General features: G+C 40.9%; 24 protein-coding genes. 9 read left to right on the forward strand and 15 right to left on the reverse strand.

Features of this window, described 5'->3' with window-relative positions:
- Position 1: 1 nt before the first annotated feature.
- From nifS to J2746_RS00515, 6 genes are all read left to right on the forward strand, one after another.
- Positions 2-1,159, forward strand: coding sequence for a cysteine desulfurase NifS (gene nifS / locus J2746_RS00490; protein WP_209614766.1), 1,158 nt, complete (start codon positions 2-4; stop codon positions 1,157-1,159).
- A gap of 10 nt (positions 1,160-1,169) precedes the next feature.
- Complete coding sequence (locus tag J2746_RS00495) at positions 1,170-1,544, forward strand: iron-sulfur cluster assembly scaffold protein (RefSeq protein WP_342451741.1); 375 nt, start codon at positions 1,170-1,172, stop codon at positions 1,542-1,544.
- Positions 1,545-1,568: 24 nt separating this feature from the next.
- Positions 1,569-1,937 carry a transcriptional regulator gene (locus tag J2746_RS00500; RefSeq protein WP_209614768.1) on the forward strand — a complete coding sequence of 123 codons (369 nt, stop codon included), beginning with the start codon at positions 1,569-1,571 and terminating at the stop codon, positions 1,935-1,937.
- The gene (locus tag J2746_RS00505) at positions 1,927-3,150 is read left to right on the forward strand and encodes an Nre family DNA repair protein (RefSeq protein WP_209615633.1); all 1,224 of its coding nucleotides are present in this window, start codon (positions 1,927-1,929) and stop codon (positions 3,148-3,150) included. Before J2746_RS00500 ends, J2746_RS00505 begins: the two co-directional genes overlap by 11 nt.
- A gap of 105 nt (positions 3,151-3,255) precedes the next feature.
- Positions 3,256-4,293 carry an inorganic phosphate transporter gene (locus J2746_RS00510; protein WP_209614770.1) on the forward strand — a complete coding sequence of 346 codons (1,038 nt, stop codon included), beginning with the start codon at positions 3,256-3,258 and terminating at the stop codon, positions 4,291-4,293.
- Positions 4,290-4,982, forward strand: a complete 693-nt coding sequence (locus J2746_RS00515) for a TIGR00153 family protein (protein WP_209614772.1) — start codon at positions 4,290-4,292, stop codon at positions 4,980-4,982. The genes J2746_RS00510 and J2746_RS00515 overlap by 4 nt, the downstream gene beginning before the upstream one ends.
- 24 nt (positions 4,983-5,006) lie before the next feature.
- Here the strand turns inward: J2746_RS00515 and J2746_RS00520 are convergent, their stop codons facing one another.
- Positions 5,007-6,455 carry a phytoene desaturase family protein gene (locus tag J2746_RS00520; protein ID WP_209615634.1) on the reverse strand — a complete coding sequence of 483 codons (1,449 nt, stop codon included), beginning with the start codon at positions 6,453-6,455 and terminating at the stop codon, positions 5,007-5,009.
- A gap of 26 nt (positions 6,456-6,481) precedes the next feature.
- A complete protein-coding gene (purC, locus tag J2746_RS00525) occupies positions 6,482-7,195 on the reverse strand; it encodes a phosphoribosylaminoimidazolesuccinocarboxamide synthase (protein WP_209614774.1) in 714 nt (237 codons plus the stop codon).
- A 178-nt stretch (positions 7,196-7,373) separates the two neighbouring features.
- On the opposite strand from purC, the gene nikR reads away from it, so the two are divergent.
- Complete coding sequence (gene nikR / locus J2746_RS00530) at positions 7,374-7,796, forward strand: nickel-responsive transcriptional regulator NikR (RefSeq protein ID WP_209614776.1); 423 nt, start codon at positions 7,374-7,376, stop codon at positions 7,794-7,796.
- Positions 7,797-7,799: 3 nt separating this feature from the next.
- Here nikR and J2746_RS00535 read toward each other — a convergent pair whose 3' ends face one another.
- The 10 genes from J2746_RS00535 to J2746_RS00580 form a co-directional block, all read right to left on the reverse strand.
- Entirely contained in the window at positions 7,800-8,159 is a 360-nt protein-coding gene (locus tag J2746_RS00535; RefSeq protein ID WP_209614778.1) for an ArsR/SmtB family transcription factor, read from the reverse strand.
- A gap of 72 nt (positions 8,160-8,231) precedes the next feature.
- Positions 8,232-8,639: a bacteriohemerythrin gene (locus J2746_RS00540; protein WP_209614780.1), complete on the reverse strand. Its 408-nt coding sequence runs from the start codon at positions 8,637-8,639 to the stop codon at positions 8,232-8,234.
- 112 nt (positions 8,640-8,751) lie between these two features.
- Positions 8,752-11,439: a cation-translocating P-type ATPase gene (locus J2746_RS00545; protein ID WP_209614782.1), complete on the reverse strand. Its 2,688-nt coding sequence runs from the start codon at positions 11,437-11,439 to the stop codon at positions 8,752-8,754.
- Between the two features lie 101 nt (positions 11,440-11,540).
- Positions 11,541-12,467, reverse strand: a complete 927-nt coding sequence (locus J2746_RS00550; RefSeq protein ID WP_209614784.1) for a PfkB family carbohydrate kinase — start codon at positions 12,465-12,467, stop codon at positions 11,541-11,543.
- 10 nt (positions 12,468-12,477) lie between these two features.
- Positions 12,478-12,996: a PAS domain-containing protein gene (locus J2746_RS00555; RefSeq protein ID WP_209614786.1), complete on the reverse strand. Its 519-nt coding sequence runs from the start codon at positions 12,994-12,996 to the stop codon at positions 12,478-12,480.
- Positions 12,997-13,049: 53 nt separating this feature from the next.
- Positions 13,050-14,234: a cation:proton antiporter gene (locus J2746_RS00560; protein WP_209614787.1), complete on the reverse strand. Its 1,185-nt coding sequence runs from the start codon at positions 14,232-14,234 to the stop codon at positions 13,050-13,052.
- Positions 14,235-14,237: 3 nt separating this feature from the next.
- Positions 14,238-14,756: a CBS domain-containing protein gene (locus J2746_RS00565; protein ID WP_209614789.1), complete on the reverse strand. Its 519-nt coding sequence runs from the start codon at positions 14,754-14,756 to the stop codon at positions 14,238-14,240.
- 72 nt (positions 14,757-14,828) lie between these two features.
- Entirely contained in the window at positions 14,829-15,104 is a 276-nt protein-coding gene (locus J2746_RS00570) for a ferredoxin-thioredoxin reductase catalytic domain-containing protein (protein WP_209614791.1), read from the reverse strand.
- Between the two features lie 44 nt (positions 15,105-15,148).
- Positions 15,149-16,360, reverse strand: coding sequence for an FprA family A-type flavoprotein (locus J2746_RS00575; RefSeq protein ID WP_209614793.1), 1,212 nt, complete (start codon positions 16,358-16,360; stop codon positions 15,149-15,151).
- Positions 16,361-16,379: 19 nt separating this feature from the next.
- Positions 16,380-16,868, reverse strand: coding sequence for a ferritin family protein (locus J2746_RS00580; protein WP_209614795.1), 489 nt, complete (start codon positions 16,866-16,868; stop codon positions 16,380-16,382).
- A 275-nt stretch (positions 16,869-17,143) separates the two neighbouring features.
- On the opposite strand from J2746_RS00580, the gene J2746_RS00585 reads away from it, so the two are divergent.
- A complete protein-coding gene (locus tag J2746_RS00585; RefSeq protein ID WP_209614797.1) occupies positions 17,144-18,247 on the forward strand; it encodes an inositol-3-phosphate synthase in 1,104 nt (367 codons plus the stop codon).
- A gap of 15 nt (positions 18,248-18,262) precedes the next feature.
- Positions 18,263-19,090 (forward strand): DUF429 domain-containing protein, encoded by an 828-nt coding sequence (locus J2746_RS00590; RefSeq protein WP_209614799.1) that lies wholly within the window; start codon positions 18,263-18,265, stop codon positions 19,088-19,090.
- On the opposite strand, the gene afpA is transcribed toward J2746_RS00590, so the two are convergent.
- The 3 genes from afpA to J2746_RS00605 are packed head-to-tail and all read right to left on the reverse strand — an operon-like array spanning position 19,087 to position 20,985.
- Positions 19,087-19,632, reverse strand: coding sequence for an archaeoflavoprotein AfpA (gene afpA, locus J2746_RS00595; protein WP_209614801.1), 546 nt, complete (start codon positions 19,630-19,632; stop codon positions 19,087-19,089). The genes J2746_RS00590 and afpA overlap by 4 nt on opposite strands.
- Positions 19,633-19,654: 22 nt before the next feature.
- Positions 19,655-20,359 carry a ferredoxin--NADP reductase gene (locus J2746_RS00600; RefSeq protein ID WP_342451742.1) on the reverse strand — a complete coding sequence of 235 codons (705 nt, stop codon included), beginning with the start codon at positions 20,357-20,359 and terminating at the stop codon, positions 19,655-19,657.
- A complete protein-coding gene (locus tag J2746_RS00605; RefSeq protein ID WP_209614804.1) occupies positions 20,356-20,985 on the reverse strand; it encodes a flavodoxin family protein in 630 nt (209 codons plus the stop codon). Before J2746_RS00605 ends, J2746_RS00600 begins: the two co-directional genes overlap by 4 nt.
- Positions 20,986-21,004 lie beyond the last annotated feature (19 nt).

Raw genomic sequence — 21,004 nt, forward strand, 5'->3', positions numbered from 1 at the left:
TATGAAAAGGATCTATATGGACCACAGTGCAACCACTCCTGTTGACCCCTTGGTTGTGGATGCAATGTTACCCTTTTTTTCAGAGACCTTTGGAAATGCTTCAAGTCTGCATTCATTTGGAACTGAGTCTGCAGAAGCCCTTTCCAGGGCACGCAAACAGGTTGCAGATACCATAGGAGCTCTTCCGGAAGAGATTTTTTTCACATCCGGAGGTACTGAATCAGATAATCTTGCAATAAGGGGTGTGGTTCCATTCAATGCCGGAAAAAAGCATATGATAACTTCAGTGATCGAACATCCGGCAGTTCTCAATACCTGCGCTTTTCTTGAAGAACTGGGGCATGAAGTGACCTATGTTCCTGTGGATACGGATGGCGTGGTTGATGTTGATGAACTTGAGAAATCTGTCAGAGAAAATACTGTTCTTATATCTGTAATGCATGCCAATAACGAAGTTGGCACTATCCAGCCACTTGAGATAATTTCAGATATTGCAAAGGAACACAACATTTACTTCCACACAGATGCCGTTCAGAGTGTGGGGAAGATTCCTGTTAATGTTAATGATCTTGGTGTTGATATGCTTTCTATTTCCTCTCACAAGATACATGGTCCAAAGGGTGTTGGAGCCCTTTATGTACGCAAGGGAACAACTATAAGTCCTATAGTGTTTGGGGGAAACCATGAAAAAGGTATACGTTCCGGGACAGAGAATGTTTCCGGTATTGTAGGTTTTGGAAAAGCATTGGAACTTGCATCTGAACGTCTGGAAGAGGATTCTTTACACATGACTAGGATGCGTGATTCCCTTATCAGCAGTGTATTCGATACAATTTCCGATGTCCGTTTGAACGGGCATCCTTCACTTCGTCTTCCAAATAATGTTAATATAAGTTTCAAATACGTAGAAGGGGAATCCATGCTCATGATGCTGGATATGCAGGGAGTTGCAGTATCAACTGGCTCAGCATGTTCTTCTAAATCACTGAATGCTTCTCATGTACTCAGTGCCCTTAAAATAGAAGATGATTTCATACATGGTTCACTTAGGATCAGTCTTGGCAGAGAAAATACAATGGATGATATTGATCATGTGGTGAATGCCCTGCTGGAAACGATTGCTAAATTAAGAGCAATGTCTCCGCTTGCTGACAAATAATTAAGGAGGAGTGGTTCTGTATTCTAAAAAAGTAATAGAGGAGTTCAGCAGTCCTGCAAATGTCGGGTTTATTGAAGATGCCGATGGTGTAGGTGAAATTGGAAGTACGGTGGATGGGGATATAATAAATATATCCATAAAGGTAAAGGACAATATACTTGAAGATGTAAAATTCAAAACCTTCGGTTGCGTGGTTGCAATTTCAACATCAAGTGCGGTTTCAAGACTTGCAAAAGGAAAAAGAGTGGATGAAGCCATGGCACTTACCAATGAAGATGTTATAAATTATCTTGATGGCCTTCCCGAAGGAAAGGACAGATGTTCGGGATTTGCCCTGGATGCACTTAAAATGGCAATTGAAGATTATATTAATAAAAATAAGTAACAAAAAAGAAAAAGGTGACTTTCTGTGAAAACAACATGTGAGATCATGGTTCAGCGTGTATTGCCTGCCATACGTGCAGAACTTGCAAGGTGTATGATATGGGAGCATGGCAAGAACCAGCAGGAAGTTGCAGAGATCCTTGAACTCTCCAGGGCTGCAGTGTCTCAGTATCTTAACGATAAAAGAGGTGCTGAAGTAGATTTTTCCGTAGAGGCCCAGGAGGAGATACAGAGATTTGCAGCGAGATTAATTGAGGGTATGGGTTCCCGGGAACAGGTTGCAGGTATGTGTAACGTGTGTAAATTCGTTCAGCGTTCCGGGTGGCTGAACAAAAATGAACCTGATGCCGGATACTGTATTCTTTGCGGAGATAGCGAAATCATTGAGTCCTAGTCTTTGTATTAAATGTAAGGGTAAAGGTCTGTGTGGAAGACCTTATTGTCCTATTCTGGAAAAATTCAAATCCATAGAATCAGTTGTTTCTGGATCATCAGGAGAAACATCCATATTTGGAGCTTCCCCACCATCTGTTTTTGTTGGAAGATACAACTATCCTGATGTGATGGCTGGTCCTATGATCCCTCCGCAACTTTGCGGAGACGATGCAATGAAGCTTGAAGATCCCAGATCATTGCTGAAAATGAATATACAGGATGTGATTTCATCACGTTCCCAGCTTGTGAGGGCAAATACAGGAATAAATGTAAAGAAAGCCCGAAAACCTGATAATCCTTTAATTGAAAAATCCCAGGAACTTGCTCTTTCAAAGAAACCGGTGGATTCCGAAGCATGGTTCAATAAACCTATTAGTAACAAACTGAAATTCGACAATGTGCTGACCCCAATGGGACCTTCCGGTGATCTTAAAAAATTCGATATAGCTGAGAATCCTACAGTTCCTAAAAAAGTGGATTACCTTGTCTATGACGATGATGCACTGGCAAAGGATGCAATATCCGAGTTATGGGATGGAAGTGTACCGGCTGAACATATATCTCGGTTGCTTTCAATTGGCCTTTTAGGGCAGGAAAGAAAACTTGTTCCAACCCGCTGGTCCATAACAGCAGTTGATGATATGGTGGGAAAAGACCTCCTGAATGAAATAAAAGACTATCAGCAATTAAGTGAGGTTACTGTATTCAGTGGAGGAGTATTTGGAAATCATTTTGAGATAATTCTTATTCCACGCATGTTCTCTTTTGAATTGATAGAGGTCTGGATGCCTCGTACGGTCTGGTCAGGTGACAATACCTGGATAGAAGCAGACCACGAAGGTTTAGGTGGGAAAACAAAGTATTCCAATCTGGCAGGTGGCTATTATGCAGCTCGCCTTGGTGCTCTTGAATATCTCAAGTCCGTTCGAAGGCAGGCTACTATTTTTATGGTAAGGGAAATTCGTCCCGAATACTGGGCTCCGCTCGGAGTATGGGTTGTCAGGGAAGGCGTAAGGGAAGCTTTCAGCAAAGAACCTGAAAAATTCGGATCAATAGAACAGGCAATTGCGAATATTTCCAGCCGTCTGAAAACAGATAAATCAAAATGGATGGCTCAGGCATCCATGTTACCTGATGTGCGCTTCCAGAGAACTCTGGACTCGTTCTTCTAAATAGCACTATATATCCAATATAGGTATATATAGTATATAGTAGACATCTTTATGTTACAGCATCTACTTTGGCCTACTAAATCTATATAGTGGAGAATATTGTTGATGAGTTTTTTCGATCCTCTCGTATTGTTACTGGTTGCAGCAGGTCTGTACATGGCATGGAACATTGGCGCCAACGACCTTGCAAATGCAATGGGAACGTCAGTAGGCAGTGGTGCACTGTCTATAAAACAGGTTATTATCATAGCAGCTCTTTTTGAGTTCGGAGGTGCTGTCCTTTTTGGAAAAAGAGTAACTTCCACCATCGCCAAAGGAATTGTTCCAATCGATTCAATTAGCCTGATAGATCCTCACCTTGTTACTATTGGTATGCTTGCTGCAATACTTGCTGCAGGTTTCTGGATCACCCTTGCCACATTCTACAACCTGCCAGTATCCACAACACATTCAATAGTCGGAGCTGTTCTTGGTTTTGGATTGATGGCAGCTTACAATGGGATGATAGGTTATACAGAGATTAATTGGACTGTTCTTGGTAAGATCGTTGGAAGCTGGTTAGTATCTCCTCTTCTCGGAGCTTTCATTGCTTATATTATATTTTCTCTTATCAGATATTTCGTACTTCAGAAAACAGATGATCCATATAATATAGAAAAGAAATTTGTTATTTTACAGATCATGACTGCCTGTTATATTGCTTTTGCACATGGTTCCAACGATGTTGCAAATGCAGTAGGTCCTCTGTACGCAGGTCTTCATTCACTTGAAATGGCTGATGTTGGTATTCCTCTATGGGTAATGGCACTTGGAGGTATTGGAATGGTAATCGGATTGGCCACATGGGGGTACCGTGTTATTGAGACTATCGGTACACGCATCACAGAGCTTACACCTACCAGAGGTTTTTCAGCAGAATTTGCAACTGCTTCAGTGGTTGTACTTCACAGTTACAGTTCACTGCCGATATCAACCACGCACACTCTTGTAGGTTCTGTTATTGGTGTAGGTCTTGCAGGCGGTCTTGCAGCGGTTGATTTAAGTGTTATCGGAAAGATAATAGTTTCCTGGATAGTTACTGTTCCTGTAGCAGCCCTTACGTCTGCATTGATATTCGCAGGACTGTTGGGAGTTGGAATATGATCAAAAAAGAGTATATTCGTTCCGTATTGAATGTATTTGCAAGTTCGCCGTTCAAACCTCTTGTAATTCATGCCAATAAAGGCGGGGATTGTGTTAGAAAACTCAATGAGTCTTTACAGGCTTACTGTAATGGTGACATGGAAAAGGTTGAGGCTCTGAACAAAGAGATTGATGTTATAGAACATGAAGCAGATGTTATCAAGCAGACTATCCGCTCAGAGCTATCATCTTCTATTATGCTTCCTGTGCATGCAAATGACCTGCTTAATTTCCTGAAACCCCAGGACTCAATATCCGATGACTCGCAGGAAGTTGCATTCTGGCTCACAGTAAGGAAATTCGAAGCTCCTGATGAGATAAGTGAGGGTTTTTGTGAACTTATGAAGAAGACACTTGAGACAGTGGAGCTTTATGAGGATCTCGTATCAACATTAAGTGAGCTTCTTGAAACATCTTTCAGCAAAAGGGATGTTGAAGATACTCTTGTTCTTGTTACCAGAGTTGAAGAAATGGAACATCAGGTCGATATTATAGAAAAGAATTTAGTAAAACTGATATTCCAGAATGAAGGTGTTATCGGAGCTCCCGGCGTATATCACCTTTCCCGTCTAGTTAGGGGTATAGGTGACATTGCCGACAAAGCCGAGCATGCTGCTGACAGATTAAGAACGATGGTCCTGAGAAGGTAATTTTCCTTCTCATAAACTTCTCTACTATTTATGAAGGCAATTGTCTTCATTCATCTTTTTTAGCAGTTCCACAACAGAATAAGCTGCACGGGTAATTCCCATACTTCTTTTATCCGTATCAGTTCCTGCTGCATACAGTCCTTTTATTGGTGTCCTGACATCTGAGAAATATCCATCAATTGTCACAGCAGCTTTTTCGGGGACTGTAATCTGATTATGTGTCATTTCAATATGATCTTCAATTCCCGGGATTGCCTTGTATATTGTTTCGTATGCTTTTTTAACCTGCACTTCTTCGCTTTCATTATCATTTATAATAAATGAAAAACCAATAAGTTGCTTTCCTTTAGGTGCAAGGGAGGTATCATAGTTGCTGATAGGCATTGCCCAGTATGGTGAATCCTTAAACCAGATCTCAGAACCTATGTAGTTGAACTCATCCATTAATGAATCGAGTCCTGTCCATATTGTAAGGCTATTTGTGTGTGCAATTTTTTTCAGGTCCTGAACATAGGTATTCGGAAGGCTTTCTACCATATGTGGGAGTTCACTGACAAATCCTGTATAAATTACTTTGTCAGCTCTGTATACCTCGTCGGCTTCCACACCGATAACTTTCCCTTTTTCTGAGATTATTTTCTTTACTTCACAGTCAGTTTTTATCTCAACTGTGCTTGGAAGCGAGAATAAAACAGCGTTAAGTATGGATTTCAATCCTTTTCTCGGATACCCCTGTGAATAATTTACTTTATTAGTTGCCAGTCTTCCGAGTGATGAGAACGGAGTGGACACTTTGTTCATTTTCGTCTGCAGAGAAATATTAAGATTCGGAGGCAGTAATGTTTTTGGCACAGGCTCAGCACTAATTTTTTCGTTGTGTTTCAATATACTTTCAAGTTGCTCTTCCGGTACACTGTCCCTTACGAAACTGCTTCCTGCAAGAATTCTCTGTGCAGATGTCTGTTTCATATCCTTGCCTGAAAGGAAATGACAGATAGTATCAATAAAATCGTATGTATCTGCTGTCAGGTTTGCTGGCATGAACTCATATACTGACTCTTTGGAAAGATCATTCCCAAATGTGGAAAGAGTGAGTGCTTTTGTAATAGCCTGTGTAAGGACGATTCTGTCTTTACGTGGGAGTACATCAAATGTAACAAATTCTTTCACGTTAGAAGGTACTTTCATAAAGTTATCTTCTGTTCTTACGTAATAGTTTCCATAATCTTCAAAGACAGGCAGATAATCAAAATAGTTGTCCATAAGCCTTCTAAGAGGTCCTACTTCAAGATGTGTAATCGCATGGGCACCTGTGTCTACCTGGAAACCATCAACCACGTAGCTGTTACAGTTGCCTCCTACGAATTTACTTTTTTCAAGAACAAGTACTTTGTTTCCGTGTTTGGACAGGGTGAGTGCAGATAAAAGCCCGCTTATACCGGCACCCACAACTATTACATCGTAATCTTCCATCATTTCCCCTCATTACGATAGTGTTTTTATTCGAATATTTCCGGTACTATGCGTTTTGCAACTTCTTCATATGTCTTTGAAAGGTCTCCTTTGTCAAAGCGGAAAATATCCTTGTCCATGGATTCTCCGGTACTCTTGTCCCAGAATCTGCATGTATCACATGATATCTCATCGGCAACAACGATTTTGCCATCTACTCTTCCGAACTCCAGTTTGAAGTCAGGGAGAAGGAATCCTTTCTCACCAAGGTAATTCTTCAATATTTCATTGATCTTAAGAGCCATTTCCCGTATCTGTGCTATCTCTTCGTATGTGGCAATTCCCATTGCAACAGCAATGTCCTCATTCATCATAGGGTCGCCGTGTTCATCGCTCTTGTAGTCCATCACAAGTACAGGATTCTCAAAAACAGTTCCTTCCTCAATTGGGTATTTGCGTGTGATGGAGCCTGCTGCAATGTTCCTTGGGATTACTTCGATCGGTATGATCTCTACAGCGCGGACAAGCATTTCGTTGCCTGATTCCATTCCAATGTAGTGTGTTGGGATTCCTTCTTCTTCGAGCATTTCAAAGATCTTCTTTGAGATCTGGGCGTTATAATATCCTTTATCCTTAGCCTCGCTCTTTTTCTTTCCGTCAAATGCTGTCAGACTGTCTCTGAATACCGATATAAGTTTTTCTGGGTCTTCGGTCTTATAGATGGTCTTTGCCTTTCCTGAATACAATTCTTCTTTTTTCATTTTGTATCTTCCTTTTGCCTATATTGTTCTTGATTATTTATTATATGGATGTTCTATAATTATTTATGTCTTAATTAATGTATCATTTATGTAGTATAACTGCATACTAAATGTTATTATACTAGTGGTATAGTTATTACGTTGCTTAGTGCGTTTGATTATTTTACAGGTGAATCATATGGAACAGGAACTTATGCGTATAGGGGTGTCGCTTCCCGAAAACCTTCTGACTAAATTTGATACTATTATTGAACAGAGAGGCTATTCATCACGCTCTGAAGGTATCAGAGATTCCATCAGGAACTATATTACTCACTATGAGTGGATGAGTGATGTAAAAGGCAGACGAGTCGGTACCATCACACTGATCTATGACCATACCAAACGTGGCCTATCAAGCGCTCTCACCGACATACAGCATGATTACTCTCATATTATTAAGTCTTCCGTCCACATTCATCTTGACCATGACAACTGCCTTGAGGTCATTATACTTGATGGTGAAGGTGAAGAAGTAAAAGCAGTTGCAGAAAGGACTATGTCACTTAAAGGTGTCAATTATGTCAAACTAAATACGGCGCTTCCTGCAGAGAAAATATAAATATTATATGTTTTTTTCAAATGAGGAGTCAATACTCCTCAATAATTTATCTCCGGTTTCCGTGAGATAATATATCTGGAAATTCTTATCTCTTCTTGAATCCACAAGGCCTGCATCTTTTAACAGTTTCAGATGGTATGACAATGCGGAATGTTTGTAGTCTGTGATCTCAACAAGAACACATACACATAATTCACTTACCTGAAGTGCTTTAAGTATTCGTATTCTGACAGAATCAGATAGTACTTTGAAAAGAGACACCAGGTTATTCACGTTCTCCTTCATGACGGTGTGAACTTTTAGTGATGTTTCGTCCGGAAGGATATATGGTTCCTGGATTATGTCTATATTCTGATCTGTCATATCTTGATTAATTAGGTTTAAATCAATTAATATGTTTTGCAATAAAAAAGAGGAAATGAAAATCAAGAAGATTTATTTAACACCTTTTTCTATGAAAAGAGATGCATATTTTTTATCAGTACCCTGTATGTGACCCACAAGCCAGTCCTTAAGGAAGTTCAGGATCTCATAACTGATTCCTGCTTTCCCATTCTCATAGTCTTTTTTGAAAGCGAGTACCTTCTCTACGAACTTTTCGTGTTCCATTTTATGTTGTTCATAATCCTGATAGGCAAAGCGCTTCATGTACTTTTCTTCGGTTGAAAAATGGAATTTTGTGTATTCTGCCATCTTGTTAATAATATCCATTGAAACTTCCTTGCTCTTTGCATTCTTCATTGCATCATGAAGATCATTTATCATACCCACAAGGACTTTGTGCTGGTCATCGATTTCTTTGATCTGGATGCTGTATTTGTCTGACCATGTAATAAGTGCCATAAATTATCACCATTTAGTAATGGGTACTAAAATATATATACATTATTATAAATCAGAAGACTGCTAAATATTATTGAACCATCTTTGCTATTACTCCTTAAATTCCAAGTTATCATTGTCTGTTTTTCACCACTTCTGCTGTAATTAGTTTCAACATCTCCGCAAAGACGAATGTCAGAAAAGCCACTGCAATAGGTATTATCCATTCGCCTGGTGATAATGGAATCAAGCCGAATGCAACATTCAGTTTTGGAATGTACATGACCGACATTGTTGCAAAGAACGTAGCTGTCACTCCTGCTATCATTAAGCGGTTGCTGAAAACTCCAATACTGAATACTGATCTTTCAAGTGACCGGAATGCCAGCGGTATGAACAGTATCATACTAACAACGGTGGCAAATGTCAGGGTTCTTGCCATGGTTGTATCTGATGCCGGATCACTAATGGCAAATACAAGGAATGAAGCAACTCCCATTGCAAGTGCAAGTATGATTACCAGGAACAGATTTCGTCTCTTGAGGAAATTATCCTTTGGATCTCTTGGTGGCATTGTCATTATACCAGGTGTTGCAGGATCAAGTCCAAGAGATACAGCAGGCATTATCTCATTGAACATATTGATGAACAGGATCTGCAGGGCAAGCAGCGGTATAAGTTCAAATCCAAGAAGGCTGATTCCAGCCATGATAAGGATAATCAGCATAAGATTTCTTGATATAAGATAAGTTATGAATTTCTCAATGTTATTGTAAATGGTCCTGCCGCCACGAACAGCTTCCACAATAGTTGCAAAGTTATCATCCTGGAGTATCATGACACTGGATTCTTTCGCAACATCCGTACCTTTAATTCCCATTGCTACGCCGATATCCGCTTTTTTAAGTGCAGGTGCATCATTCACACCGTCCCCGGTCATGGCAACTATATGTCCTTTCTTCTGGAGGGCATTCACAATTCTTAGCTTCTGTTCCGGCATTGTTCTGGCGTAAACATTTATGTTCTCAACAATAATGTCAAATTCTTCATTGTTGAGCTCTTCAAGCTCATCACCTGTGACTGCACAGTCCTCTGCTATACGACGAAGTTTTTCATCTTCATAAACTCCGCATCCCTTTTTATCATCGAACAGACCGATATTCCTTCCGATAGCCTTTGCAGTTTCCTGGTTGTCTCCGGTTATCATAATTACTTTGATACCGGCTTTTCTGCACATTGCAACGGCTTCTTTTGCTTCTTCTCTTGGAGGATCTATCATTGCCACAAGACCAAGGAATATCATGTCCTTTTCAAAATCATCAGTGTCAGTTCCAGATGTTTCCTCTTTGCAGGCAACAGCCAGTACTCGATAGGCAGAACTTGCAAATTCCAGGTTCTTTTCAAGTATTATCTCTCTGTCCTTTTCTGCAAGAGGAAAACGTTCACCATTCTTCTCGATAACGCTGCACTGCGGCAGAACAAATTCCGGCGCACCTTTTGTAAATGAGATAAAACCGGTTCCTGTTTTATGGATAGTTGTCATTATCTTTCTTTCCGAGGTGAACACTATCTCCTCGGTTGTTTCGTAATCTGTTTCAAGTTCATCTTTCCACAGATCAGCTTTTGCGGCGGCAACTGTCAGGGCTATCTCTGTAGGATCACCCACTACTTCCCATTTCTCACCTTTCTTTTCAATAACCGAATTGTTACAAAGCGTGATTCCCCTTAGCAGATTAAGTGATGTAACATCATTTTTTACGTTGACATTGTTTCCTCGTTTCAGGAACTCTCCTTTTGGGACATACCCTGAACCAGATACCTCAACTTCAGTTTCGCTGACAAACAACTTTTCCACCGTCATTTCATTGCGGGTAAGCGTGCCTGTTTTGTCTGTGCATATTATTGTGGTCGAACCCAGTGTTTCCACTGCAAGCATCTTTCTGATAATGGCATTATGTCCTGCCATTTTTTTCATCCCGTAGGCAAGGGTGATTGTAAGTGTGAGTGGAAGTCCTTCCGGCACAGCGGCAACCGCAAGTGCCAGTGATATCAGGAGCATATCTGCGAACGGAGCTCCGATGTAAATTCCAATTGCAAATGTAATTGCAGACGCGAGAACAGCAAGGAATGCAAGTGTCAGGGAGAGTTTTGTTATCTTTATCTGAAGTGGTGTGTTTTCATCTTTAGTCTGGATGAGACTTGCTATCTGCCCTATTTTTGTGTTCATTCCGGTGGCTGTGACCAGGGCTTTACATTTTCCATGAACGAGCTGAGTTCCGGCAAATATATTCTCATTTTCAACTTTCCCTACAGGAACACTTTCACCGGTGAGAGCTGATTCATCGATCTTAAGGGCAACCGTCTCGAAGACAAAAGAATCGGCAGGAACTTTGTCACCGGTTTCAAGGACAAGAATATCTCCGGGGACAACATTGATAGTGGGTATCTTTTGAAGGTGTTTATCTCTTACCACAGTAGTTTCAGGCTGCACTATGCTTTTCAGTGCCTCCATGGCTTTCTCGGCTCTGTACTCCTGAATGAATCCCAGTATGATCACTACAGCAATTGTGAACATAATTACCCAGAAATCAATAGTTTCTCCGATTACCAGGGAAATGACGCCTGCAGCCATTAGCACCCAGACGATAAGATTCACAAATTGTCCTGCAAATACTTTTAGAGCTGTTGTTTTTTCCTGTTCAGTAAGCTCGTTCTTTCCGTGACTTGCTAATCTTTCCTGTGCTTCCTGCTCGGAGATCCCGTCTTTTGAACTTTTCATTTCAGCGAAAAGTTCTTCGGGAACTACGTTTTCCTGTCCCACTTATCAACCCTCCACTTCAATCCCATTTTATTAGTGGTATATAAATCTCATTTTACAATTGCAATGAAATTGTAATTAGTAACATATATTCAGTTCTGTTACTATATCTTTTTTAGCCTGTCTGCAAAGCCGGGTGAAATATAATTATCATTGCTCATACACACATGTGATGCAAATTCGATTGCAATGTTAATTATCTCATCCCATTGCGATCCGGAAACATTATGCAGGTCTGTGATCTTTCTTTTATGAAGCATGTATACGATACCTGCGTTGAAAGTATCACCTGCTCCGACAGTGCTTACCGTTTCTATTTCAGGAACAGTATATTCTCTGGAATAAGAAGGAGTTCTAAGGTAAACACCCTGGGAATTTGCGGTGTAAATTAGTACATCACATCCTCTCTGGCAAACAAATTCATATGCTTCATCAGGACTGGTGCACTCGCTTATCTTTCTCATGTCCTCGTCCGAGGCTCTTACGATGTCTGCAAGTGCAATGTTCTCAGATATTAGCGGTTCAATGTATTCAATTGGACAGAAAAGAGAATCCCTGTAATTCGGGTCATAATACAATAGTGAGCCTGCAATGCCGGCAGAATTGAGCACCTCCATGAGTTTGTCTCTTGCTTGCCTTGTCACAGAAAGGATTGAGCCAAACATCACGATGTCATCAGGTGCAAAATCCGGAACATCTATGTAAAGACGCTTTTCAGGAAAATTCTCATAAAAATGGTATTTTGCATCATTTTTTTCATTTAAGAATGCAAGGGCAAGTGGTGAACTTCCCTCGTAAAGATAGAGGCTTTCTGTGGACACATTATTGTCCATCAGGAATTCAAGAATGATGTCGCCTACTTTATCACGCGCGAATTCACTGATGTAGGATACTTCCACGCCTGCTCTTCCAAGAGATACAGAGCTATTGAGCATAGCTCCTCCCGGACAGGCATAAACAGGTTTGCCTTTGCTGAACAGGATGTCATAGAAAGTCTCACTGATGGCAAAGACGCGTGTTATGTTTAACACCAGCCGTTAGTTATTTTCTGTCGGTGACATCTTCAAGGACTCCCTGGTAGAAGATTACCTTTCCATTTTCATCTCTCATGATGGAAATTCTTTCTTCTACAACTCTTACGTGGTCTTTTTTGGTCCTTATGCGATAGGTCTGAACATGTTCGCCAGCTCCCTCAAGTGCGTTCTCGGTGAGTTCAAGGAATGCACGGTCTGCATCATCCGGGTGGATAAGGTTTTTAAATGTAACTTTTCCTGAAGTGAAATCCTCTACTTTGTATCCAAAAGTCTCAATCCCCCTGGAAATAAACTCCAGTGGAGCATCTTCTTTTGGTCTGCGGAGGAATGCTATCACACCGCTGTTGTTCACCAGTCCTTCAAGAGCCCTGATGCGAAGATCCATCTTTTTCTGCAGGTCCATTTGTCCCATGTCACATTCCAGGTCTTCCTGCTTTTTTTCTTCGTTCAGACGATCCTCTTTCTTATCATTATTACTGAATTTACCAAACCCGGCGTTCTGGCCTATAATAACCCCTCCATACAATTGTTGTTAATAATAATCTTATTCAACAATTTAAGTATTTGTTGTCCTGCTCATCAGGTAGTCATCTGCTCAGGTACTTTCATTCCTTTTTCCTTATATCTGATGGACATTTCCAGCAGTATAGGTGAGATGATGATGGACACAAAAACCATCATTACAATTGATGAAAAAACTTCACCACTTATAATTCCCAGTTCTTTTCCAATAGCAATAACCACAAGCTCCACACCTGCACGGGGCATCATTCCTATTCCGAATATCAGGCTGTCTTTTGAACCGTATCCAACCAGTTTTGTACCTATGAATCCTCCAATGAGTTTTCCTGTGAGTGCAAGTACTATAACAAGTATAGCAAAGGTGCCGGCAGTGTACAGTACTTCAATTTCAACAGATAGCCCGATAAAAGCAAAGAACAGTGGAGTGAAGAACCCATAGGCAATTCCGCTAACCTTTTTCTGCACAGCCTCTATCTTTGCTATTGGAAGATCTGAGAGAAGCACTCCTCCGAAAAAGGCGCCAATGACCGCATGCAGTCCAAAGGATTCTGACAGGTATGCGGAGAATAATGCTATAAGTATCACAAATGAGAACAGTGATTCCTTTGCATGCATCTTCTGGACATAATTAAAAAGAACAGGGAATACTTTCCAGCCCAGCACTCCCATAATTATTACAAATGCCAGGATCTTTCCGGCTATCAAGAGTAGTTCTATTCCTGATGGCAGATGATTATATGTGGCAACTGATATGACAATGGTTAGCAAAAAGAGACCTGCAATATCATCAAAGATTGCCGATGTGAGCATCAGGGAACCCGGTTTGCTTGACAGGTAATCCGTATCTATAAGAGTTTTAACCACCACACTGATGCTTGTAGGGCTGAAAGCAACTGCCAGGAAGAGCGATTCAATAAAGCTGAATCCATAAATGCTTCCTAACATGAACCCGAATGCGAAAGCAACAAATATTTGAAATAATGTGGGTATGAGTGCATTTAATGATGCTGCTTTCAGGTCCTTTACATGGACTTCCCTGTAACCTGCCGTGAACAGCAGGAATATTGCTCCGAGCTCTCCCATAAAAGTAAAGGTCTCAATGTCATCCGGTTTGAATGCTATTGCGAAGAGAAAACCTGCTGTCATTTCTCCGGTTATGCCTGGTAGTCCTGTTTTTTCAGTGGCCTCACTTAGTATTCTTGCCAGGAACAGTATGGACATTATCTGGAAAAGAGCTTCCATTGGTCATTGTCTCCGAAGCTCGTATATTTTCCTGATAAGGTCTGATTTTGACACAACACCTTCAAGCTTTTTGTCCCTGACAACGCATAATCTTTCTATGTGATGTTTTATCATAAGGTCAGCAGCTTCACAAAGGCTGGTTTCAGGGGATATTGTCATTGGATGGTGTACCATCAAAGTTGATGCTTCTTCACTCAGAGCTTTGATAGCCATTAGATGTGTGTGGTGATGTCGGTTACTTCTTTTGAAAAAAAGTAATTCAAGAATGTTATCCTCGTCAATTACGCCAATAAGTTCCTCATCTGAGTTAAGCACAGGGTAACTGTGGTATGGCGTCTTTGTCATTAGTTCTATTATATTCTCTATGGATTCAGTTTCCCTTACCACTGTCATCTCTTTTGACATAATACTGCTAACGCTGATATCGGCACAGATATCAGATAATCTGGTTCTGTTTCTGGGAACTTCTTCCTCTTCCTGAATTTCCGTTTTTTCCGGGATTCCTTTTCCAGTTTCTGTCATACGGATCAGGATTTAGGATATAAAAAAAGATGTTATGAAGCTTAGAGCTTCATTTGTATATGGTTAAAAAGGTTATTTTATGTAGAGTCCGCACTTGCATGCGCCGCGCATTTCAACATCTCTTGTTCTTGCAGCACATGGGCAGATGATCTTCTTATCTTTTTCCTTGTCTCCGGTTCTCTTCTGGCAGAAACAGTACCATTCTCCATATTCTCTCTTGTTGTTGCAAATACCTTTTACAGCAGTTGTGATAACATCCCAGTCTGAATTGAGCTTGTATCCGGTCTGTTCTGCATTTTTCTTTGACCTTTCATAAAATTCAGCTTCTAGATCATTTTCGAATCTCATAGTAACACTCTCATATAGTCGAATAAACATTCATCTTCACAAATTTAAGAGTTTGCATTCTCCTTTGCCATTTCAGCAAGCTTGAATCCTATTTCTCTGCAAGCTTTTTTATCTTCTTCGTAAGGTCTGAACTTTATCTGCATACTTTCCATGGCAAGCTCGAGCTTTGCACTTTCCATCATTTTTTCCATTCCTTTGACAGCACCGCCTCCCCATCCGTAGGAACCGAACAGGAAGTATTTCTTTCCAATTGGATGCAATCCTTTAAGGTATGTCAGGAATCCGGCGTTAGTAAAGAACATTGCATTATTCATTGTCGGGGAACCTATGGCAACTATCGGGGCATCCATGAGCTCTTTCATTGTCATGCTCCAGTCGTTCTTTCTCAGGTGTCTCAGGCGTACTTCAACTCCTGCAGATCTTGCTCCCTCTACAATTTCCATTGCCATCTTTTCTGTGCTGCCCCACATGGTATCATAGATCACAAGCACTTTTGGCACAGTCTCGCCACGAGCCCATTTTCCGTATTGTTCTATTACCTTTGAAACATCCTTTCTCCATATCACTCCATGTGCAGGGGCTATCATCTCAGGCTCAACACCCAGTTCATTGAGACGATCTACATATTTCAGTATCTGTCTTCCGAAAGGTAACAGAATATTGGCATAGTATATACCGGCGTCTTCCATTACGTCTTCCACTTCATCATCAAACCTCTTGGAAGTTGCAATGTGCTGTCCGAAGGCATCATTTGAGAACAGGAGTTTATCTTCCTTAACAAAAGTCTGCATGCTGTCAGGCCAGTGGAGCATGGTGGCTTCAATGAACATCAATGTCCTTTCTCCAAGACTCAGTTCATCGCCTGTTTTTACAACATTTAAATCCCAGTTTTCAAAACCTTCTTCTCTGTAGTATTCGGAAAGACCGGTCTGGCCTTTTGATGACGCAAATACCTTTGCATTGGGAGCAATCTCCAGAATGCGGGAAATAGAACTTGAGTGGTCCATTTCAACATGGTTGGATATGATGTAATCTATCTTTGAAGGGTCAACGATCTGGCTGATGCGCTTGATCATTTCTCCTGCAAAGGGAGCTTTAACCGTATCAATGAGTGCTATTTTCTCATCGACCACCAGATATGCATTGTAACTTCCACCTTTTGGTGTTTCATATCCGTGGAAGTCACGCAGATTCCAGTCAACTACACCTACCCAGTAAATGCCTTTTTTGACCTCAAGTGGCTTGTAATCATCCATTATGTTGTCTCTCCTTATATTACGTCTGCATTCTGAACTCGGTTGCATCGGCAAGCAGCTCGTCAATTATCATATAATGACCTCTTTCTGCAGCGGCAACTTTTTCAAAGAACTCTTTTTGTTCTTCATCTTCTGCCCTCTTGGCAAGCTCCATGTAGAAATATTCACTCTTGTGCTCAAATCTCAGGGCAGCAAGCAGTATTCCTATTTCTTCCAGTTTTTCATCTGAGAATTCTTCACTGAAAGATGCTTCGAATTTAGGATAGGTGAACTCAACCTCAGGTATATTCTTACTTTCTCTGTATTGCTGAAGGTAACCTGCATGCTTCTTTTCCTCGTCTGCGAGGAATACGTAAAGCCTGCTGGCGGTTTCGTTCTTCATAACCGATGCTTTTTCACTGTAGTATTCCATTCCCTCTTCTTCAAGTTCAATTGCAAGGCCAATTGCCTCATCAAGTGAATTAAGATGATCAAGCTCTTCTGCAATCTCCTGTAGTATATCTTTCATTTTAGAATCTCCTTTAAACGCTATTGTTAAAATACAAGCATTTCGTTCTCTGGTCGAACAAAAATAAAACCCACTGTTTCAATTATTATTTGATTCTGGCTTAATATATCTTTCGAGCTTAGCTTTCTTCTCCGGGAATGAGTTCAAAATGTCATTTACTTGATATGGCGACCATTCCATGTTTAGAAAACTTTTTATTTGTATCAATACATTAATTTGGTTATATTTCATCTGTTATTCATTTTCAACAAAATCACTTTCATAGAGGTAGATTAATGGACAAAATAAAAATCGCAGTTGCAGGCATTGGCAATTGTGCAAGTTCCCTTATTCAGGGTATTGAATACTACAAAAACAAAAATGAGGAAGATGCAATCGGATTAATGCACTGGGAGATCGGAGGCTACAAGCCATCTGATATTGAAGTGGTAGCAGCTTTTGATATTGATAAGAGGAAAGTTGGCAAGGATGTCTCTGAAGCCATTTTTGCACCACCTAACTGTACAGCGGTTTTCTGTCCGGAAGTTCCACCTAATGGTACTATTGTAAAAATGGGTTGTGTTCTTGACGGAGTTTCAGAACACATGGTCAACTATAGCGACAACAGGCGTTTTATTCCTTCTGATGAACCGGAATGTACAAAAGAGCAAATAGTAAAAGAGCTACAGGATTCAGGGGCAGAGATCTTACTGAACTATCTTCCAGTAGGTTCCGAAAAAGCAACCCAATTCTATGCTGAATGTGCTCTTGAGGCAGGAGTTGCATACATTAACAACATGCCTGTATTCATAGTTAGCAATCCTGAATGGGCTTCAAAATTTGAGGAAAAAGGAATTCCTATTATTGGTGATGATATAAAAGCCCAGCTCGGAGCTACTATTACTCACAGGACCCTTGCAGATCTCTTCCATAAACGTGGTGTGAAACTGGAAAGAACTTATCAGCTTAATACAGGTGGTAACACAGATTTCCTTAATATGCTTAACAGGAACAGACTTGCTTCCAAGAAAGAATCCAAGACCGAGGCTGTTCAGTCAGTAGTTGGTCAGAGAATGGACGACGATAATATCCATGTCGGTCCAAGTGACTATGTTCCATGGCAGAATGATAACAAGTTATGCTTCCTGAGGATGGAAGGTAAGCTTTTTGGTGATGTTCCAATGAATATTGAGCTTCGTCTTTCAGTAGAGGACTCTCCTAACTCTGCAGGTGTGGTTATTGATGCCATCAGGTGCTGTAAAATAGCTCTTGACAGAGGCATTGGTGGAATTCTTCATTCACCCTCTTCATATTTTATGAAGCATCCACCAAAGCAGTTCACAGATGATGAGGCTTACGTGATGACAAATGCCTTCATCAAAGGTGAGCGCGACAACTGATCCAGGGTTAAATGCATGGACTTTGCTGCCACTGGAAAAGAACGCCGTATATTTGGTGTTGATTTCAGTGGGGCAAAGGATGCAGGCCGCAAGATATGGGTAAGTGAAGGCATTGTTCATGGTGATGAACTTCATATCCTGAACTGCTATCCCATTTTTGGACTCGTTCCTGATAAGAGCAAACAGCGGAGAGCCTGCCTTTCTGCTTTACGTGTTCTTATATTGTCTAACACGAATTCTGTTTTTGGAATGGATTTTCCTTTCAGCCTTCCTGATAAATTAATGTCTGAAAAAGACTGGTATTCTTTTGTATCTGCGTTTCCTGATGATTTTAATTCAGCGGATGATTTCCGTAATAAAATGCAGCAAATGGGTGGCAAAGCTGAACTGAAACGCCTTACTGATGTTGAAGTGAAAGCACCATTCAGCATTTATAATCTCTGGGTATACAAACAGACCTATTTTGGAATACGTGATGTTCTGCGTCCACTTGTGACACAAGGAAAAGCCTGTGCTCTTCCCATGCAGACCCCCGAATCTGAAAAACCATGGCTAATGGAGGTATGTCCGGCTTCAACTCTGAAAAGTGAAGGCCTTTATATTGGTTACAAAGGAAGGACAGAAAAAGAAAAGAAAAAAAGGGAGCATATTCTCGATAAGCTTATTGATAACGGAATAGTTGTACCTGATAGCATAAAAGAGCAAATCATTAAAAACAAAGATGGTGACGCTCTTGACAGTTTTGTGGCGGCCTATGCCACATACCGTTCGGCCTTAAAAATGAATGATATTATCGGGAAACTTCCCGGCATATATCTTCGTGAAGGGTATACTTTCTTTTAATCCTTACTGATGCCTACAATGTCGTAGATATCATCAGGGCTGTTAATGATATTTATGTTTTCCATCTGGGCGAGTTTCTTTGTGTTGGCCACGTCTACGTCACGCATTTTCAGTACCATTTCTCGTCCTTCCGGGGAATATGTTGTTACAGTGCCCATTTCCCTGTCAACAGGTAGTATATAGATTGGTGTGCTACCCTTTGCAGTCTGTGCCACAACATTTGTGACAAGTGTGTCTGCGATACCATACACCATTTTTGCAACACTGTTGGATGTTGTTGGAGCAATGATTAGTGCATCATAGTATCCCACCTGAAGAGGTCCTGCAATAAATGGTGAATTTGGCCCGCCTTCTGTCTTGAAATTAGGAAAATCCTTCTGGATATCATTCCACATATGATACCATTTCATAACGGTTTCCCCTTCCTTTGAAAGGAAAACCATTATTTCAATATCGCTTTTGTTCTTGATGTCCACCATTGTCTCATATGTCTCTTTTATAAGGTCTCCTGACCCGGTTATTCCCCATGCTATCCTTTTCATGATCTGTGCCTTCTGTTTATATTTAGTATCCTATCAGTGATTCCTTGTTGATCTCACTGTCGGGTATTTTCATAGTTTGAAGCATTTCCACCATTGCGTCAACCATGGGTGGCGGTCCGCATACGTAGAACGTTCTTTCCGAATAATCCGGTAATTCCCTCAGTATAAGATTCTCACAGATGCGTTCCCTGCATCCTGTCCAGCTTTCAGAGGCTCTTGTGAGCGTATTTAACACCTTGAGGTTTGGATTTTGTTTTTGCATTTCCTCAAGTTCTTCTGTGAATATCATGTCCTCTTCGGTCTTGTCACTGCATATCAGCATTATATCCGTATCGAGTTTCATATCAGTACAATATTTGCAAATACTGATCATCGGCGTGATTCCAATACCACCACTAAGGAGTGCTATCTTATCACGTTCTCCTTCAAATGTTAATTTGCCGAAAGGACCTTTTATCGTTGCTTTGTCTCCCTGCATCATGGTATCAAGCAGGTTTGAGAACTCGTGTCCGGTGAGTTTCTTTGTAAATTCTATGTGATCCTTTTCAGTGGGGCTGCTGGAAAGTGTAAATGGTTTCCCAACTTTCTTTTCTCCATCAGTTAGTTTGATTATCACATACTGTCCGGCTTTGTACTCAAAACCATCCGGTCTTTTGAACCTGAAACTCTTTACATTATATGTTCTTTTAATAATCTCAGTAACAGGTTCTTCAAATTCCAGATTCACTCCTCCTTACGCAGGTCTTTTGTTGCAATTGCCGTTTTCATCATTTTGTTGACGGTCCTGTGAAGACTTCTGATTCCTTCTGAATCTTCTGCAGCACCTTCAGCACCCCTGTCATGTGACCAGAAAGTACCTCCAAGGTTTGATCCGAATGACCCGCCTGCAACAGGTATCATTTCACTGATAACGTAGAAATTGAGAATATTCTGTATGGCTGGTTCCTGTCCGCCCATCCTGTCTCCACCGACCGCAGCAGCAGCACCAACTTTATTCATAAAAGACTTAGGATTACGTGCAACAACCGCACGGCATCTGTCCATGATAGTTTTAGTCTGGGCACTTAAAGTACCCTGGTATACCGGAGTGCCAATGATCCATGCGTCTGCCCAGAGCATTTTATCATAGAGCTCCACAAGGTCATCTTTGTGAATACAGCCCTCTTTCTTGCGGACACAGTAATCACAATGGATGCAGAATTTCATCTCTTTGCCACTGGCTGAGAAATATTCGATCTCAGCATCGTATTTTTCCTGTGCGTATCTGAGAGCTTCGTTTACGATATAATCTGTGGATTTCTTCCTGGGACTTCCAGAGATGCCCAGCAGGCGAATGCTTCTGTCGTCGGACATAGTGGCACTCCTTCTTTGT

Origin of the sequence: Methanolobus bombayensis (assembly GCF_017873415.1) — an archaeon.
Classification (GTDB): Archaea; Halobacteriota; Methanosarcinia; order Methanosarcinales; family Methanosarcinaceae; genus Methanolobus; species Methanolobus bombayensis.